The organism is Streptomyces sp. 2P-4, from assembly GCF_030167965.1.
Taxonomy (GTDB): Bacteria; Actinomycetota; Actinomycetes; order Streptomycetales; family Streptomycetaceae; genus Streptomyces; species Streptomyces globosus_A.
Genome location: NZ_CP095011.1, coordinates 233311 through 250626, shown reverse-complemented (window position 1 = coordinate 250626; position 17316 = coordinate 233311). Strand labels below are relative to the sequence as shown.

Genomic DNA, 17316 nt, shown 5'->3' with positions numbered 1-17316 from the left:
GTACCGGCCTGTTCCTGAAGAGAGTATGAATCTGCCTAAAGCATTTAGGCAAATGCAAAAACTGTGGAGGCAGGGGTGGGGACGCGCCCGCGGCCGGGCCAATCCCGCGCCGGGAACCGCCTGCCGGGCGACCCTGGTGGCCCCCGGGCCGATACGGCCCCCGGCCGGAAGGAACGCGGTGGCTGCAGCACCCGACGAGCAGACCCCGGCGGGCCGGTACGGCGAGGACCTGTTCCCGCCGGGCCTCCCGGGCGAGGGCGACCGCATCGACCACGCCGCCCTCGTCTACGACCCGTACACCCGCGAGCGCCTGGCCGCCCTCGGCGCCGGCCCCGGCACGCGCTGCCTGGACGTCGGCGCGGGCACCGGGACCGTCGCGCGCTGGCTCGCCGAGGAGGCCTGCGCCGACGAGGTCGTCGCCCTCGACCGCGACACCGGCCACCTCGACCGACTCGCCGGCGACCGGCTGCGCGTCCGCGCTGCGGATCTGACCCGGCTCGCCGACGAGCCGGGGCTGGGCACCTTCGACCTCGTCCACGCCCGGTTCGTCCTCATGCACCTCCCCGAGCGGAGGGAGGTCCTCGACCGGCTCGTCGGCCTGCTCAACCCCGGCGGACACCTCGTCCTCAGCGACGCCGCCGACGTCCCCGACCCCGGCGACACCGCCTCCCCGTACCGCCGCACCCTCGACGCCATGTGGCACACGCTCCGGGAGACCATCGGCACCGACCTCGCCGCCGTACGCGCCCACCCGCATGCCCTGCGCGCCGCCGGCCTGCACGACGTCGCCGCGGAACTGGTGTGCCCGCCGCTGCGGCCCGGCACCCCGATCGCCGCCTTCTGGACCGACACCCTCCGCCGGCTCCGCCCGGCCCTGCTCTCCGGCGGCCGCCTCGACGAGGCCGTCCTCGACGACGCCCTCGCCTACCTGGAATCCCCGGACCTCGCCGAACTCGCGCCCGGCATGCTCACCGTGTGGGGCCGCCGCCCGTAACCCCGGGCGGCCCGGGCACCGGCCGCACGCCGACCGCCCCGGACCCCCGGCGCGCGGCCGGTGCCCGGGGCGGTGCGGCGGGGCCGCGCTCAGTACCGCAGCGCCCTTGCCGTCTGCGCGGTGACGCTGCCCGACAGCTCGTGCGTGCTGCGCGCGGTGGCCTCCTTCCGGCCTTTCGCCGCCACGTCCTGCACGGTCACCACCACGGTGTCGACCGTGTTGCCGTCCCCGTCCCGGAAGTCGACCTGCACCGCGAACGACTTCGCCGCGTCGTCGGTGTTCTCCACCGTCACCGGCACTTCCGTGTGCCCGTCGCCGGCGGTGGACGGCTTCCCGAGGGTGACGGCGCCCTTCGCGTCCACCCCGTCCTTGACTTCGTCCAGCTTCTTCCGGGCCTCCGCGGCCGCCGAAGCCGCCGCGTCCGCAGCGTGCGTCGCGGCCGCCGAGACCTCGGCGCCGGCCGACCGGACCGCCGACGCGGCCCGGGAAGCCGCGTCGGACGCGGAACCGCCGTTCGAACAGCCCGCCGCGCCCAGGGCGGCCGCCGCAACCGCCGCCGCCCACACCATCCCCGCCAGTCGGCGCCTCACCATGTCCCGCCTCCTCGAAGTCCTCCGTGCATGCCGCCAGTCAACGCCGCCGCGGGCCCGCCGCCCGCGCGACCCGGCAGCGCATACGGATGAAGCACCCGCCCGGCGGGACGCCGCCCGCCCACCGGCCGCCCGGCAGGGCGCAGGCGGAGTCCTCCTCGGAGATGCGGTGGCAGACGATCCAGAGCTCACCGAGGACGAGGCCAACGACCTGCTCGACGGCGGTGACCGCGACACCGGCGGGGAGGACGGTGCGTATGAGTGGGTGAGGTGAACGTGCCGGGAGCCCGGGCGGGGAGAGCAGCGACCCGCCCGGGCTCCCGGCACATACGGGCTCGTTCAGTGGTACCGGCCTGCCGGCTTACGGCGGGATTCCGGGTCGCGTCTACCGTTCCCGCACGTGGGGGTGGAAGCGGAAGAGGTAGGCGGTGGCCGGGTGGGTGTAGGAGGCGCCTCTGCCTGCGGCGTGGAGTTGTTCGCGGGTGGGGTGGGGCGGGCGTTTGGGCTGCAGGTAGCGGTCGAGGTCGCCGGTGGTGAGGCGGTAGCGGCCGGAGCGGTGGTGGAGGACGGCGGCGAGCCGGCAGCGGGGGTCGAGGTGGGCGAGGCCGGCGTCGGCGTGGCTGTTGTTGGCCAGGAGCCAGCCTCCCGGGCGCAGGCAGCGGGTGGCGTGCTCGGATACGGGGCCCGCGTACAGGGAGATCACCAGATCCCATTCGGCCGCGGGGAGTTCCGCCAGGGTGCGGGTGTAGTCGCCGGGGACGAAGGCGATTCGGGGTTGTTCGCGGTACTGCTTGTGCCGGGTGGCGAGGGCGGTGGCGTCGGGGCCCCGGAAGGCCTTGCAGGCGCGGGCGTCGGCGTCGAGGTAGGTGACGTCGGGCCAGTGGTAGGAGGGGGCGAGGTCGAGGTAGCTGCCGGGGTAGAGGACGCGGCCGGCTCCGGTGTGGGCGGCGACGGCCTGGTAGAGGGTGGTGCGGTCGCCGGTGTGGCCGCCGATGCGGTCGATGTAGTCGGTGAAGTCCTGCTCGGGCACGGAGGGCTCCGGTGGAGTGTCGGGGCCGTCAGGCCAGGTGGGCGAAGTGGATGGCGTCGGCGGCAGCGGATCCGGCGGTGACGGCGGCGACGGTTCCCTGTTCCCACGTCCTTCCGGTCAGGTCGCCGGCGGCGTAGAGGCCGGGGATGCTGGTCCGGCGGCTTTCGCCCACGGCGACGTAGCCCTCGCTCAGCGCGAGGCCGTGGTCCCTGACCAGGCGTTCGACGAGCGGGACCTGCCGCTGCGGCTGGGGCCACAGCAGGGTCTGGCGCTCCAGGAGGGTTCCGTCGGCCAGCTCGACGGTGTGCAGGTCGCCGTCGGTGTGGTGCAGGCGGGCGATCTCGCCCTGGACGAGGTCGCTGCCCTGCTTGCGCAGGCTGCGGCGCAGTTCGTCGGCGCCGGAGAGCAAGGGCGGGGCGATGGCGATGGTGTCGCCGGTCCAGGCCCGGAAGGCGGTGGCGGCCATACCGAGGTAGCGGGGGTCGTCGGAGACCAGGGCCCAGGTGCGGTCGGCGTTCTCCTCGCCGATGCAGAACGGGCAGTGGATCACCGTGCGGCCCCAGCACGCGGCGAAGCCCTCGACGCCCTCGGGGTGCTGATCGATGACGCCGGTGGCCAGGATGACGTTCCGGGCCCAGACCGTGGTCCCGTCGTCCGCGCGCACGGTGAAGCCGTCGCCGGCCGACGGGGTGATCTCGCTGACCGCGGCATCGAGCCGCTGGGCCAGTCCGTAGCTGCCCAGCTCCTCCCAGGCACGGGCACGCAGCTCGTCAGGGGTGGCGCCTTCCAGGCCGATCAGGCCGTGGACACCGCGAGAAGCGGCGTTGCGGGGCGGTGCGGGGGACTCGATGACCAGGGTGCGGTGGCGGTAGCGGGTCAGGGTCAGTGCGGCGGTCAGGCCGGCGGGCCCGCCGCCGATGATCACGGTGTCGTACTGGGCGGTGGGGTTCACAGGATGCCTCCGAAGGGACTTGACGGAATCGAATGACCAGCGGTCATACTACTGACCAACGGTCATTCGCTCGATCTCATTCCCACCGGAGGAACTGTGACCCACAACACCGGCCATGCCTGCGGCACGCCCGACGGCGGCCATGCCCATGGGCCCGGGGCCGCCTCGTACCCGGACTTCGCGTGGGACGACCTCTACGCCGGCGACGGCAGCGACACCGCCGCCCCGGACCCGGTGCTCCTGGCCCCCGCCGAAGGCCTTCCCCCGGGAAGGGCCCTGGACCTGGGCTGCGGCGCCGGCGGCAACGCCCTCGCGCTCGCCGAACGCGGCTGGCGTGTCACCGGTGTGGACCTCGCACCCCGCGCCATCGCCTCCACCCGCGCCGGCGCCTGCACACGAGGCCTGGACGACCGGGTTGAACTCGCCGTCGCCGACAGCGCCGTCTGGCAGCCCGAGACCACCTACGGCTTCGCCCTCAGTTCCTACGCGCTGCCGCCCCGCGGCCCCGCCCGCACTGCGACCCTCGCCACCCTGGCCACCGCACTCGCCCCCGGCGGGATCCTGGCCCTCGGTGAATGGGACGAGGAAGCCTGCGACTGGGGTGCACCCGGCGACCTGGCCACCCTCGCCGAGCTGACCGAAGCCTTCGCCGCGCTCGGCCTGGACATCGTGCGCGCCGAACGGAAGGTCGTACCGCGGATCCAGCACCCCGGCGCGGACCACGCGGTCATCGTCATCGCCCGCAAGCCGCATGACACCCTGGAGTCCGCCGGCTGACCGACCGCCGGTCAGTCAGTCACCCGACGACGAAGGAGGGACCGTGCCCGCGGACCAGTCCGCCCCCGCCCAGCCCACCGGCCGCTTCCAGCCCCCGGACGTCCGCCGCCGCCAGATCCTGGACGCGACGGCCGCCCTGCTCCTGGCCGACAGCTACGAGGCCCTGACCATCAGCAAGGTCGCCGCCCGCGCCGGGGTCGCCAAAGGCACGGTCTACCTCTACTTCGACTCCAAACAGGAACTCCTGGCCGCCCTCCAGGCGGAGATGTGGGACCGCATGCTCCAGCAGCCCGCCGCCCTCCTCGAACAGCCCGGCCTGACCTGGACCGAACGCCTCGACGGACTCGTCGCCGCCTGGATCGCCGCCGAACAGAACCACCACGAGCTCTACCACCGGCTCTTCCACGAACCCGGCGGCGCCACCGGCGAGGAACCCGCCACCGCGGCCCGCGACCTGCTCGTCACCCTCCTCACGGAAGGTCGCGCGGCGGGTGAGTTCGACGTGCCTGACCCCGAACTCACCGCGGACTTCCTCACCCACGCCTACACCGGCCCCTGCCACCACACCCAGACCGACACCGACATCACCAGAGCCGTCCAAGCCCTCTTCCGCCGCGTAGTCGCCGCTCACCCGCCGAGCGAATCGGCCCCCTGACCACCTTTGGTGACTGCCGTCGTGCTCCGTGCTCTCGCGAGATCGCCGGTGCCCGCCGTGTACACCTGCGTGCGGCCGTCGCGGGTCAGCAGGGCGTCCCGCCGGGCGGGCCGTCGTCCTGGGCGGCCGGCCGGTCCCGCTGCTGCCGGAGGCGGCCGTCGCGCGCCTGCTGCGGCGGTTCGGGGGCGCGGGCGGCAGCAGGCCGCCGAGTGCGGCGGCGGCAAGCAGCAGCAGCCCCGGCCCGCGCCGGCGCGGCGGCGCGCGCCCCGTCCCGCCCGGTCGGCGGACGCCGCGGCCGCCGGCCCCGAGTCCGTACGCGCACTGCGGGTGCTCCGGTACGGGCCCCAGGGGCGGAGGCCTTCCCGTCGCCGCGCCGCAGGGGCCGCCGTACACTGCCGACAACGCCCGGGACGGCGAAGGCCGTCGATTCCTGCGACGGAAAGCGGTCGAGCATGGCGGCAGTGCAAGCGGAACCGCTCGTCTCGCCGGTCGGGTCGCACAACGAGTGGGACCCGCTCGAAGAGATCATCGTCGGGCGCCTCGACGGCGTCCGCATCCCCTCCCGGCACCCCGTCGTGGCGTGCAACATCCCGCCCTGGGCGGCCCGCCTCCAGGGGCTCGCCGCCGGGTTCCGCTACCCGCGCGTGCTGGTCGAGCGGGCGCAGCAGGAGCTGGACGGGTTCGTCACCCTGCTGGAGTCCCTCGGGATCACCGTCAGGCGCCCCGAAGCCGTCGACTACGGGCGCCGGTTCGGCACTCCCGACTGGTCCTCCCGCGGCTTCTGCAACTCCTGCCCGCGCGACAGCATGCTCGTCATCGGCGACGAGATCATCGAAACGCCGATGGCCTGGCCCTGCCGCTACTTCGAGACGCACTCCTACCGCCCGCTGCTCAAGGAGTACTTCCAGGCCGGCGCCCGCTGGACGGCCGCGCCCAAACCGGAGCTCGCGGACGCGCTGTTCGACCCGGGTTTCCGGGTGCCGAAGCCCGGCGAGCCGATGCGCTACATCCTCACCGAGTACGAGCCGGTGTTCGACGCCGCGGACTTCGTACGGGCCGGGCGGGACCTGTTCGTCACCCGCAGCAACGTCACCAACCGCAGCGGCATCGAGTGGCTGCGCCGCCACCTCGGGCCCGCGTACCGCATCCACGAGATCGAGAGCCGCTGCCGCACCCCGATGCACATCGACACCACGTTCATGCCGCTGGCACCCGGGAAGGTGCTCGTCAACCCCGAGTACGTCGACGTCGGCCGGCTGCCCGCCGTGCTCGACTCGTGGGAGGTGCTGGTCGCCCCCGAGCCGGAGCCCATCCGGGACCGCCTGCTGCGGACCGCCTCGCTGTGCGGCAAGTGGCTGAGCATGAACGTCCTGATGGTCGACGAGAAGCGGGTGATCGCGGAGCGGCACCACACGGGCATGCTCCGCGCCCTCGAACGGTGGGGCTTCGAGCCGATCCCCTGCGACCTGCTGCACTACGCGCCCTTCGGCGGCTCGTTCCATTGCGCGACGCTCGACGTGCGGCGCCGCGGCGGCCTGGAGTCGTACTGCCCCTGACGCCCCGCCGGCGCCGCGCCGTCAGCCGACCGGGTCGAGGGGCGCCCCCGGCGCGGGCTGCGCCCCTCGGCTGGCAGCAATCAGCTGCCAGGTGTCACTTCTGCCACTGTTCCGCGACGGCAGCGGGCTGGAAGGCTGGGGGCCGACCCGCCGCCGGCCGCACCCCGGCCGCCCGTTCCCGACCGCAAGGCGCACCGTGACCACCACCGCTCCCGCATCCCCGTCCCGCCCCTCCGCACCGTCCCGCCCCTCCGACGCCTCGGATGCCTCGGCCGCGGCCGCCGCGGTCCTGCGCGGCCTCGCCCTCGACGAGGACCTGAAGTGGCGCATCCCCGCGGACCCCCTCCTCGGCCCCCTGGCCCGCCGCGTGGCCCGCCGCTTCGTCGCCGGGGAGACCCTCGCCGACGCCTGCGAGCGCGCCGCCGCCGTCCTGGCGGCCGGCCACCGCGCCAACGTCGAGTACATGGGCGAGAGCTGCCGCGACCCCCGGCGGGCGACCGCCGAGACCGAGGTGTTCACGGAGGCCGCCGACCGGCTCCCGCCCGGCTGCTCGATCTCCCTCGACCTCTCGCACATCGGCCTCGCCGTCGATCCCGACCTGGCCTTCGCCAACGCCTCGCGCATCGCCCGGGCCACCGCCGACACCGGCCGCGAGATGGTCGTCTCGGCGGAGGGCTCCGACCGCACCGACGCCGTCCTGGCCCTCCACGAGCGGCTGACCGCCACGTACGACCACGTCGGCATCACCCTCCAGGCCCGCCTGCACCGCACCCGCGACGACCTGCCCCGCGTCCTGGCCCGCCCCGGCCGCGTCCGCCTCGTCAAGGGCGCCTTCGCCGAGCCGGAGTCCGTCGCCCTGCCCCGCGAGTCCCCCGAACTCCAGGCCCGCTACCTGGAGTCCGCCGACACCATCGCCGACTCCGGGCACCTGTGCTCCTTCGCCACCCACGACCGGGACCTCCTCCACCGGCTCGGCGAGCGGCTCGGCGGACCGGGCCGCCCCGACGCCTTCTGGGAGTTCGAGACCCTCCTCGGCCTCGGCACCGACCGCCTCGCCGAGATGGCCCGGCTCGGGCACCCCACCCGCGAGTACGTCGTCTTCGGCACCGAATGGTGGCTCTACGTCTGCAACCGCCTCGCCGAGGACCCTCAGCGCCTCCTCCGCGCCGTCGCCGACGCGGCCTCCTGACGGCTGCCGCCCGCCCGGCGGCCCCTCGGCCATGTCGGTGGATCGTGCCGCCCGCCGGGCGCGGGCGACCGCCCCGGGCGGGCCCGCCGGTGTTCACTCGGTGCCGGCAGGCCCCGCACCGTGCGGGGCACCGAACCCTCCGGGAGGCCCGGCATGCAGTTCGTCCAGATCATCGACTTCGAGACCGAGCGCATCGAGGACGTGCGCAGGCTGCTCCACGACTACGACGAGCGCGCGCGGGCGGAAGGCCGCGAGACCGGCCCGGTCAGCCGCCTGCTGCTGAAGGACCGCGCCAACCCCAACCGCCACCTGGCCGTCGTCGGCTTCGACTCCTACGAGACCGCCATGGCCAACAGCCGCGCCCCCGAGACCGACGCGTTCGCCTCCCACCTGGCCCAGCTGCTGACCAGGCCGCCCGTCTACACCGACTGCGACGTCGAGGAGCAGGACGGCGGCCGCGGCTGACCCGCACCCGCGGACCGTCCCGATGGTGGAAACCGGACGTCCGGCACGGAGAGCGGCCCCGCCCCGGCCGGGCGACCATGGAGGGGTGGAGACGACGGAGCCGCCGCGGGGCCGGCACGGCCGGGGCGCGGGGCGATGAGCGACCCCGCGGGCATGGAAGGGCTGGTCAGCAGTGCCGCGCAGGCCGCCGGCGGCTGGCTCGGGGCCCTCCCCATCGCCCAGGTCGCCACCAGCGCCGACGGCACCATCGTCCGCTGGAACAGGGCCGCCGCCGACCTCCTCGGCTACGGCCCCCAGCAGGTCATGGGCCGGCACATCGCCGACCTGCTGCACCCGGGCGTCGACCGCACCCTCGGCCGCTCCCTGTGGGAGGCCGCCACCAACCGGCGCGGCGTCATGGGTACCGTCACCGCCTGGCACGCCGACGGGCACCCCCTGGAACTGGAGATCTGGGCCTGCCCCGTGCCCGACCAGTACGACGGCCCGTCCGCCCTGCTCGTCTTCGCCGCCGACGCCCACGCCGCCCGCCGAATCCGCGGCTCCTCCGCCGTGTGGGACGGCCTCTTCACCCGCTCTCCCGTCGGCATCGGCGTCCTCGACACCGAACTGCGGTTCCTCCAGGTCAACCCGGCCCTGGAACAGATGAACGGCCTGTCGCAGGCCGCGCACATCGGGCGGCGGCTCACCGAGCTGCTCCCGGAGGTCAACGCCCACGAGATGGAGGAGGCGATGCGGCAGGTCCTGGAGACGGGACTGCCCATCCTGGACCTGCGGCGCACCGGACGCACCCCCGCCCGCCCCGACCGCGACCGCGTGTGGTCGTGCTCGTACGTGCGGGTCGAGGACCCCGGCGGCCGCCCGATCGGCATCGTGGCCACCCTCCTCGACATCACCGAGAAGCAGCACGCCCAGGTCGAGGCCGAAGCCGGCCGGCGCCGCCTGGCCCTGCTCAGCGAGGCGTCCATGCGGATCGGGTCCAGCCTGGAGGTGGAGCGGACCGCCCAGGAACTCGCCGACCTCGCGGTGGGCCGCCTCGCCGACGCCGTCACCGTCGACGTCCTCGAATCCCTCGCCCGCGGCGACGACACCGGCAGCGGCCTCGCCGGCGGCACCGCCCTGCGCCGCCTCGGCAAGGCGCCCCTGACCGGCTCCGCGGTCATCGGCGTCCTCGCCCCGGTAGGCCGCACCCTCACCTTTCCCTACGCCGCCCCCTACACGCAGGCCCTCTCCGCCCGCCGCCCGTTCGTCGTGCCCCGCCTCGACGAGGAGGCCATCGCCCCGGCCGGCCGGCACACCAGCCGCCCCGCCCGCCTGCTCGCCCTCGGCGTGCACTCGATGATGATGGTCCCGCTCGTCGCCCGCGAGACGGTGCTCGGCGTCGCCGGCTTCTACCGCACCGGCCCGTGCGGCCCGTTCGCCGCGGACGACGTCACCCTCGCCTCCGAACTGGCCGCCCGGGCCGCCGTGGGCATCGACAACGCCCGCCTCTACCACCGCGAGCACGACACCGCGCTCACCCTCCAGCGCAGCATGCTGCCCCAGCACATCTCCCCGCCGCCCGGCGTCGAGGTCGCCCACCGCTACCTCCCCGCCAGCGACGTCAACGAGGTCGGCGGCGACTGGTACGACGTCCTGCGACTGCCCGGCGGCCGGGCCGCCTTCCTCATCGGCGACGTGATGGGGCACGGCACCGCGGCCGCCGCGGTGATGGGCCGGCTCTCCGCCAGCGTCCGGGCACTCGCCCGGCTCGACCTGCCGCCGCCCGAACTGCTCCGGCAGCTCGAAGCCGCCCTGGACGACCTGGCCGAGCCCATGCTCGCCACCATGTGCTACGTCGTCACCGACCCGGCGACCGGCCGGTGCAGCGTGGCCCGCGCCGGGCACCCGCCGCCCGCCCTCCTCGCCCCCGGCCGCGCCGCACGGCTCCTCGACATCCCACCCGACCCGCCCCTCGGCGTGGGACACCCCCGCTACACCACCACCCACCTCACCCTGGAGCCCGGCAGCATCCTCGTCCTCTACACCGACGGACTCATCGAGGCCCGCGGAAGCGACATCGACGAGCGGCTGGCCGAACTCACCGGCACGCTCTCCGAGGAGCCGCACCCCACCCTCGCCGGACTCGCCGACGGCCTGCTGGCCCGCCTCGTCCCCGCCTCCGCCGACGACGACATCGCCCTCCTCATCGCCCGCATCCAACCGCCCTGACCGGCGGCCGGCGCAGGGCGCCGCGGACGGCCCACCGCCGGCCACTTCCCGGAGCGCCTAGTTCCGCCCGTGGTGCGGCTCCGCCATGATGAGCGCCCGTCGGGTTCCGAGGGAAAGGACCGCCCATGGCGAGGCCGCAGACGGGGCAGGGTGTGCTGCGCCGCAAGCCGATCGACCACATCGACGAGACCGAGGGCGCCCCGAGCGAACAACTCGCGCGCACGCTGGGCCTGTGGCAGCTCACGGCCATCGGCGTCGGCGGCATCATCGGCGCCGGCATCTTCACCCTGGCAGGCACCGTCGCCAACGGCACCGCGGGACCGGCCGTCCTCATCTCCTTCCTCATCGCCGGCGTCGCCAGCGCCGCCGCGGCGTTCTCCTACGCCGAGTTCGCCGGGCTGATCCCGAAGGCCGGATCCGCGTACACCTACGGGTACGCCGTCCTCGGCGAGATCGCCGGCTGGTTCATCGGCTGGGACCTCCTGCTGGAGTACACAGCGATCGTCGCGGTCGTCGCCATCGGCATCTCCGGCTACTTCAACTTCCTCCTGGAGGCGACGGGCACGAGCCTGCCCGTCTGGATGCTCGGCGCGCCCGGCACCGGGGAAGGCCACCGCGTCGACCTCATCGCCGCCGTCCTGTGCCTCTTCACCGCCTACCTGCTCACCCTCGGCATCAAGAACGCCGCACGCTTCGAGACGGTCGTCGTCGTCCTGAAGGTGCTGGTGGTGCTGCTGGTCATCGTCGTCGGCTTCTTCCACATCGACACCGCCAACTACACGCCGTTCTTCCCCTACGGCGTCGGCGGAGCCATCACCGGCGCGGCCACCGTCTTCTTCGCCGTCTTCGGCTACGACGCCATGAGCACCGCCGCCGAGGAGTCCAAGGACGCCCAGCGCCACATGCCCAAGGCGATCATCTACTCGCTCGCCATCTCCATGGTGCTGTACGTGCTGGCCTGCCTCGTCCTGACGGGCATGCAGAACTACACCGAGATCGACCCGGAGAGCGGCTTCTCCACCGCGTTCCAGTCCGTGGGCCTCGACGGGGTCGCCAACATCATCGCCGTCGGTGCCATCATCGGCATCCTCACCGTGATGTTCACCTTCATGCTCGGTGTGACACGCGTGTGGTTCTCCATGAGCCGCGACGGACTCCTGCCGCACTGGTTCGCCAAGACCCACCCGACCCGGCACGTACCGACGCGCGTCACCTGGATCGTCGGCGCGGGCTCCGCGCTCATCGCCGGGTTCGTGCCGATCGGCGAGGCCGCCGAACTCACCAACATCGGCATCCTGCTCGCCTTCGCCGTCGTGTGCACCGCCGTCATCGTGCTCCGCTACCGGCGCCCCGACCTGCCGCGCCAGTTCCGCACCCCCCTGATGCCGGTCACGCCCGCCATCGGCGTCATCGCCTCCCTCTGGCTGATCACGTACCTGCGGGTGGAGACCTGGCTCCGCTTCGCGGTGTGGTTCCTCGTCGGCCTGGTCGTCTACCTCGGCTACTCCTACCGGCACTCGAACCTCGCCAAGACGCAGCCGGAGGCGGGAGCGGGCGGCCGGCGCCCGCCCGTATAGCCTGCGCAACACCCCGAAAACCCCACTTCGCAACGGGTTTCACACATCGTGCGAACCGCCTGACAGGAGCGGCCGGGCGTGGGACTTTGGTGGCTCCGCCACGAGGAGGGGATGCATGCCGAAGCACGCCGGCAGCGAAGCCGAGGCCGAAAAGGACCTCCAGGAGTACTGCGCCTCGATCGGGTTCGACCCCGAGTGGATCGGCCCGGGGGACTGGCAGACGACGATCGGGATCGCCTGCAACGAGAAGTACGGCTTCGCCGAAGCCCACAACACCATCGACAAGGACAAGGAACGGCTGCTCAAGGCGGGCGCCCGCGACGCACGCCAGGCCACGCTCGACGCGGACCCCGACGGCCTGCTCGCGGCCGTGGCCAAGCACTACGCCCTCAAGGACACCCTCGTCCCCGTCATCCTCAAGCAGTGCGCCGCCGCCTACGCGGGCGGGGAGCGTGTCAACCTCGGCCTGGGCGGATCCCCCCTCGACCCCACCGCGTACGAGGAACTGCGCGAGGAGTGGCGGACCGCGTCGCAGCTCGCCGGGGGCGGCGTCTTCACCGGGTTCGTCAGCCACGCCCCGCAGGACAAGGCGGCCCTCGGCAAGGGAAACGTGGGAGCCACCCTCGCCCGGCGCAAGGTCCAGGGGAACCTCCTCGTCAAAATCGCCGGGGTGCGCTTCAACATGCACGTCGACATCGACGCGTAGTCCCGCCGCGCACGACCGTGCCGCGCCGGCGGAAACCGCCTGCGCGGCACGGGGGTACGGGGCCCGCGGGCCTGCCGTCAGCCGTAGCCCCCCCTGCGTACCCGGTGCCGTGACGGCTCCGGGCCGTGGTGACCGCCGGAGTGCAGGGGGTGCGGCAACCGCCGCCCCCGGGCCGGTCCCGTACGGACGTGACAGGGACGGCCCGAGGGCCTGGCCGACGGTGCGCCAGGCGGCTAGGGTCGCCCGGCAGCACCGACCCCGCCGCCGTACCGACAAGGCACTCCGTGACCCGTACCCCCGCCCACCGCACCGCCCCGTCCGCCGGCCGCCCCGCCCGGCCCGTCCGCCCGGCCCGCCCCGGAGAACTGCCCGCGCTCGTCGAGCACCCGGGCGACCCCGAGCGGAACGCCGCGACGCGCGCCTACCTCGCCCGGCTCCTCGACAGCGCGTGCACTCACCCCGCATGGTGCCTCGTCGCCGAGGGCGGCGACGGGCGGCCCGTGGGCAGCGTCGTCCTGTGGACCCTCCCCGGCCACGACATCCCCCTGGCCGTCGTCCTGTTCGAAGCCCCGGCCGACGAACCGGAGACCGCGGCCGCGCTGCTCGGAGCCGCAGCCGACCTCGCGGCCGAGCTGGGCGCGACCGCCCTGGAGCACGTCCTCGACGCGCCCGCCCAGGCCCCCCAGTTCCAGCGCGACCCGGAGCGCCGGGCCGGCCTGCTGCGGCAGGCGGGCTTCCGGCAGGTCCGCGACGGCTGCCGCTTCAGCCTGCACACCGGCCCGCACACCGGCGACCGGCTCCCTCCGGACGACCCCGCGCTCGTCTTCCGCCCCCTCGCAGAGCTGGGACGGCAACCGTTCGTCGCCCTGCTCGAAGACCTCCTCACGGACACGGCGGACGCCCGGCTCGCCGCCGACGTCCGCGAACACGGCGCGCGCCGCGCCGCCGAGCTGCTCTTCGAGGAGACCGCCGAGCTGACGCACGATCCCGACTGGTGGGAGATCGGCTACGACGCCGCCGACGGCACCCCGGCCGTGATCAGCCTGCCCGCGGAGAACCCGCTCGTGCCCGTGATCGGCTTCGTCGGCGTCGCGCCCGCCCACCGCGGCAAGGGGTACGCGGCAGCGGCCGTCGTACGCGGCACCCGCATCCTCGCCGCGCACGGCGCGACCGAGATCCGCGGGGACTGCGACGCGGGCAACGCCGCGATGGCGAAGGCGTTCCTGCGCGCCGGGTACCGGGTCGTCGCGAACCGGCAGGAGTTCAGCCGCCCGCTGTGACCGCCCCGGGGGAGGGGCCGCACCTGCGCACCACGGCGAATTCACCTGCCGGTCGCCCGGCCGCCCCGCGCGCCGCCCGTCCGGCCGCGAGAGTGTCTCCCGTCCTGACGATGCAACCCCCCTACACGGGAGGCAACATGACGACACGTCTTGCGGGCCGGGCCTTCGCGCTGGTCCTGGGCCCGGTCCTGGCCACGGCACTGTCCCTGCCGGCCGAGGCCCACAGCACCCGGGAAGTCCACCCGAAGGCCGAGACCGCGGCCCTGTTCGACGACGGGCCGGGCGGCGACGCCAACGCAGACGACCCGGCGATCTGGCGCAACGCCGCCGACCCCGGCCGCAGCCTCGTGATCGCCACCGCGAAGCAGGGCGGGCTGCGCGTCTACGGCCTGGACGCCCGGCAGATCCAGTCGGTCCCCGCCCCGGCCGGCCCGGGCGCCGACGACGCGCCCGGCCGCTTCAACAACGTCGACCTGGTCCACGGGATGCGCCTCGCGGGCGGGCGCGCCGACGTCGCCGTCGTCACCGACCGCGGCAACGACCGGCTGAGGATCTACCGGATCGACCGCGACCGGCCCGGCGGCCCCCTCACGGACGTCACCGACCCCGGAGTGCAGCCCGTGTTCTCCACCGGGCAGGAGGAGATCAACGAGCAGGCCACCGCGTACGGCCTGGCCACCTGGACCGACCGGAGCACCGGGCGGTCCTATGCGCTCGCCAGCCGGCGCAACCGCACGAGCATCGCCCTGCTCGAACTGGTCCCGACCCGCGCCGGCACCGTCGACTACCGGCAGGTGCGCACCATCGACCTGCCGTCGTCCTTCCGGCTGCCGAACGGCACCTCCTGGACGCCGTGCGGCGAGCCCGGGGAGCTGCCGCAGGTGGAGGGCATGGTCGTCGACCCGGCGAACGGCATGCTCTACGCGGGGCAGGAGGACGTCGGAATCTGGCGGATCAAGGCCGACCTCACCGGTCCCGCCCGGCTCATGGACAAGGTCCGCGAGTACGGGGTCCCCGGCACCTACGACGAGGAGACCGAGGAGTGCACGCCCGGTGCCGACCCCGGCTACGGAGGCAGGCACCTGGCGGCCGACGTCGAGGGCCTGACACTGATCACCGAGCCCGACGGCGACGGCTACCTGCTGGCTTCCGGCCAGGGTGACAACCGGTTCGTCGCCTACGACCGGGAAACCGAGGACGACAACGAGTTCGAGGGCTCCTTCCGCATCACCGCGGCCTCCGCGGCCCTCGACGGCTCGGAGGCCTGCGACGGGGCAGCCGCTCTGAACGCACCGCTCGGCGCCAGGTACCCCAGCGGACTGCTGGTCGTCCAGGACGGCCAGGAGACGCCCGGCGACGGCGACCGCGAGGCCACCGGCTTCAAGTTCGTCGACCTGGGGGAGGTCCGCGAGGTCCTCGACTGACAGGACGCCGCCGGCGGGGCGGTCAGGCCCTGCCGAGGGCCGCTGCCCCGAACGACACGTTGAAGCGGTCGCACCAGATGCTGACGCTGGTGTAACGGGCGGGGTCGGTCCCGGCCGGCAGGGGGTAGTTCTGGTCGCCCCTGTTGGCCTTGAGCCTGCCGAGGCTGAGGTGCTCGCCGTCGTCGAAGACGTGCCAGCCGTCCCGGCCCTCCTTGACCGGCGCGTCGGCCAGCCACACGTACAGGTCCGGGCCGTCGCTCGTCTCCAGGCCCTCCAGGCGCAGTGTGTACGAGCCGTCGGCCAGCCGGAGGAGCTTCACCGACCCGGTGGTGTCGTGCTCGTGGCTGACGAACGCGCCCGACGCCACCGTCTGCGGGCCGGCCGGGGCGGGCGGCGCGGTCCGGCCGCCCGCCGTGGGGGAGGGGGCGGCGGTGGCGCTCGGCAGGGCCTCGCGCAGGGTGCGGTCCGTCCACAGCTTCCAGGGCTGGAACCAGTACATGCCGAACGCGACCGCGACGACGCCGGCGACCGCGAGACCGATCAGGATCTTCCGCTTTCCGCTCCCCAGAGCCGGCATGGGACGTCCTCTCCGTATCCGCCGCAGCGTGTTCCGCCAGGCTACCCGCCGGGGGATCAGGCGGCCGCCTGGCCGAGCTGCCAGAAGAGCCGGTTGCGCAGGCAGCCGTCCAGGTAGGGGACGCCGTCGGTGTGACCCGAACCGCTCGCGCCGCCGAGCATGCGGGCGGCGATGCTCCGGTGGGCCGTCTTCCACCGCTGGTGCCGGTCCTCCAGCCGGCCGACCGCACCGTGCAGCAGCCCCCACTCGCGGGAGTCGATGCCGCTGCCGCGGCGCAGGTCGAGATAGGCCCGGGTGAGGGTGTCCCGGCCGGCGTCCTCGGCCTCGGCCCGCACGGCGGGGAGGTCCGCGAATGCGGCCGACGCCAGGCGTGCGGCGGGCGGCGTCCCGCAGAGGACCTCGAACCGCTTGTACTGCTCGGACTGGATGGCGCTGGCGCCCTGCGTGAACCGCCGGAAGGAGGAGAAGTGCCCCGGGCGCATCGTGGCGACGAGCCGGAACAGCGCGGAGGCCCGGGAGAACAGGCAGGCCGCCCGGTCCACGTGCTCCGCGGCCCCGGCGGGCCGCCCGTCCCGCAGCGCCCCGACGGCGGACCCCACCTCGCGGGCGATCGCCGTGAAGAGCATCTCGTGCGTCTGGAGCACGCGGATGAAGAAGTACTCGTCGTGCAGGACGTACACGGGCTGCACGGTCACGTCGAACCACCGCCCGGCCTCCGTCGCCGGCGGCCGCGGCAGCGCATCGGCGATCCCGCGCCACTGCGCCCGGGAGGAGCCGGCGGCGTCGGCGAGATCCGGGGCGGCGAACCGCAGCGCGTGCCGCAGCCGCTTGCGCAGGACGGCCGGATCGGGCGGATCCCCGTCCGAGCGGTCCCCGCCGGCGACCGCCGCCGTGATCTCGAAGCGGGCTGCGTCGGCGATGAGGAGCGTGGCGAGCCCCTCCGGGTCGGGCGCGCCGCCCGCCCCCTCCAGAACCAGCTCCAGCACGGGCAGCGCGAGGTAGGTGCGGTTCCAGTACACCCCGTCGTGCTTGTCGAGGACGCAGTCCAGGAACGCCCGGACGAAGGGGCTGCCGGACGTCGACGGGCACGCCCGGAAGGCGCTGAGCCGCTCCAGGAGGGGCTGCGGCAGGAAGTGCTTCCCGGTCCGGCGCACCTCCTGCGTCACCCGCTGCGCCAGGTGGATCCCGTCGCCGCTGAACCGGTGGGCAAGGCAGTGCGTCGTCATCGGGCTCGTCTCCTCGCTGGGTCGGACCCCCGCCGCTCGGCGGGAGTGGGGAGACCTCGATTAGGCGACACGGCACGCCGACCGGTCAGGCCTCGAATTGTCGTGGCTTG

Annotated in this window: 16 protein-coding genes; 11 read left to right on the top strand and 5 right to left on the bottom strand. The window is 74.2% G+C overall.

Annotation, left to right across the window (positions count from 1 at the left end):
* Positions 1-178: 178 nt before the first annotated feature.
* Positions 179-994 carry a class I SAM-dependent methyltransferase gene (locus tag MUK52_RS01180; RefSeq protein ID WP_114055689.1) on the top strand — a complete coding sequence of 272 codons (816 nt, stop codon included), beginning with the start codon at positions 179-181 and terminating at the stop codon, positions 992-994.
* 89 nt (positions 995-1083) lie between these two features.
* Here MUK52_RS01180 and MUK52_RS01175 read toward each other — a convergent pair whose 3' ends face one another.
* The 3 genes from MUK52_RS01175 to MUK52_RS01165 all read right to left on the bottom strand — a co-directional run bounded on the left by MUK52_RS01175 (position 1084) and on the right by MUK52_RS01165 (position 3566).
* Positions 1084-1587, bottom strand: a complete 504-nt coding sequence (locus tag MUK52_RS01175) for an FxLYD domain-containing protein (protein WP_174250397.1) — start codon at positions 1585-1587, stop codon at positions 1084-1086.
* 382 nt (positions 1588-1969) lie between these two features.
* Positions 1970-2614 carry a class I SAM-dependent methyltransferase gene (locus MUK52_RS01170; RefSeq protein WP_114055691.1) on the bottom strand — a complete coding sequence of 215 codons (645 nt, stop codon included), beginning with the start codon at positions 2612-2614 and terminating at the stop codon, positions 1970-1972.
* A gap of 28 nt (positions 2615-2642) precedes the next feature.
* A complete protein-coding gene (locus tag MUK52_RS01165; protein ID WP_284574204.1) occupies positions 2643-3566 on the bottom strand; it encodes an NAD(P)/FAD-dependent oxidoreductase in 924 nt (307 codons plus the stop codon).
* A 96-nt stretch (positions 3567-3662) separates the two neighbouring features.
* On the opposite strand from MUK52_RS01165, the gene MUK52_RS01160 reads away from it, so the two are divergent.
* The 10 genes from MUK52_RS01160 to MUK52_RS01115 all read left to right on the top strand — a co-directional run bounded on the left by MUK52_RS01160 (position 3663) and on the right by MUK52_RS01115 (position 15403).
* A complete protein-coding gene (locus tag MUK52_RS01160) occupies positions 3663-4343 on the top strand; it encodes an SAM-dependent methyltransferase (protein ID WP_284574201.1) in 681 nt (226 codons plus the stop codon).
* Between the two features lie 43 nt (positions 4344-4386).
* Positions 4387-4998, top strand: a complete 612-nt coding sequence (locus MUK52_RS01155; RefSeq protein WP_162793205.1) for a TetR/AcrR family transcriptional regulator — start codon at positions 4387-4389, stop codon at positions 4996-4998.
* 452 nt (positions 4999-5450) lie between these two features.
* Positions 5451-6554 (top strand): amidinotransferase, encoded by a 1104-nt coding sequence (locus MUK52_RS01150; protein ID WP_114055695.1) that lies wholly within the window; start codon positions 5451-5453, stop codon positions 6552-6554.
* A gap of 196 nt (positions 6555-6750) precedes the next feature.
* A complete protein-coding gene (locus tag MUK52_RS01145; RefSeq protein ID WP_284574199.1) occupies positions 6751-7743 on the top strand; it encodes a proline dehydrogenase family protein in 993 nt (330 codons plus the stop codon).
* Between the two features lie 153 nt (positions 7744-7896).
* Positions 7897-8208 carry a hypothetical protein gene (locus MUK52_RS01140; RefSeq protein ID WP_114055697.1) on the top strand — a complete coding sequence of 104 codons (312 nt, stop codon included), beginning with the start codon at positions 7897-7899 and terminating at the stop codon, positions 8206-8208.
* Between the two features lie 135 nt (positions 8209-8343).
* Positions 8344-10416, top strand: a complete 2073-nt coding sequence (locus tag MUK52_RS01135; protein ID WP_114055698.1) for a SpoIIE family protein phosphatase — start codon at positions 8344-8346, stop codon at positions 10414-10416.
* Positions 10417-10541: 125 nt separating this feature from the next.
* On the top strand, positions 10542-11993 hold the full coding sequence (locus MUK52_RS01130) for an amino acid permease (RefSeq protein WP_114055699.1): 1452 nt from the start codon (positions 10542-10544) through the stop codon (positions 11991-11993).
* A 115-nt stretch (positions 11994-12108) separates the two neighbouring features.
* A complete protein-coding gene (locus MUK52_RS01125) occupies positions 12109-12699 on the top strand; it encodes a hypothetical protein (RefSeq protein WP_114055700.1) in 591 nt (196 codons plus the stop codon).
* A gap of 284 nt (positions 12700-12983) precedes the next feature.
* Complete coding sequence (locus tag MUK52_RS01120; protein ID WP_284574195.1) at positions 12984-13979, top strand: GNAT family N-acetyltransferase; 996 nt, start codon at positions 12984-12986, stop codon at positions 13977-13979.
* Positions 13980-14116: 137 nt separating this feature from the next.
* Entirely contained in the window at positions 14117-15403 is a 1287-nt protein-coding gene (locus tag MUK52_RS01115) for a phytase (RefSeq protein WP_284574193.1), read from the top strand.
* A gap of 22 nt (positions 15404-15425) precedes the next feature.
* On the opposite strand, the gene MUK52_RS01110 is transcribed toward MUK52_RS01115, so the two are convergent.
* Both MUK52_RS01110 and MUK52_RS01105 read right to left on the bottom strand, forming a co-directional pair.
* Positions 15426-15980 carry a DM13 domain-containing protein gene (locus MUK52_RS01110; protein WP_114055703.1) on the bottom strand — a complete coding sequence of 185 codons (555 nt, stop codon included), beginning with the start codon at positions 15978-15980 and terminating at the stop codon, positions 15426-15428.
* A gap of 56 nt (positions 15981-16036) precedes the next feature.
* Positions 16037-17206, bottom strand: coding sequence for a tryptophan 2,3-dioxygenase family protein (locus MUK52_RS01105; protein WP_284574190.1), 1170 nt, complete (start codon positions 17204-17206; stop codon positions 16037-16039).
* Positions 17207-17316: the final 110 nt, after the last annotated feature.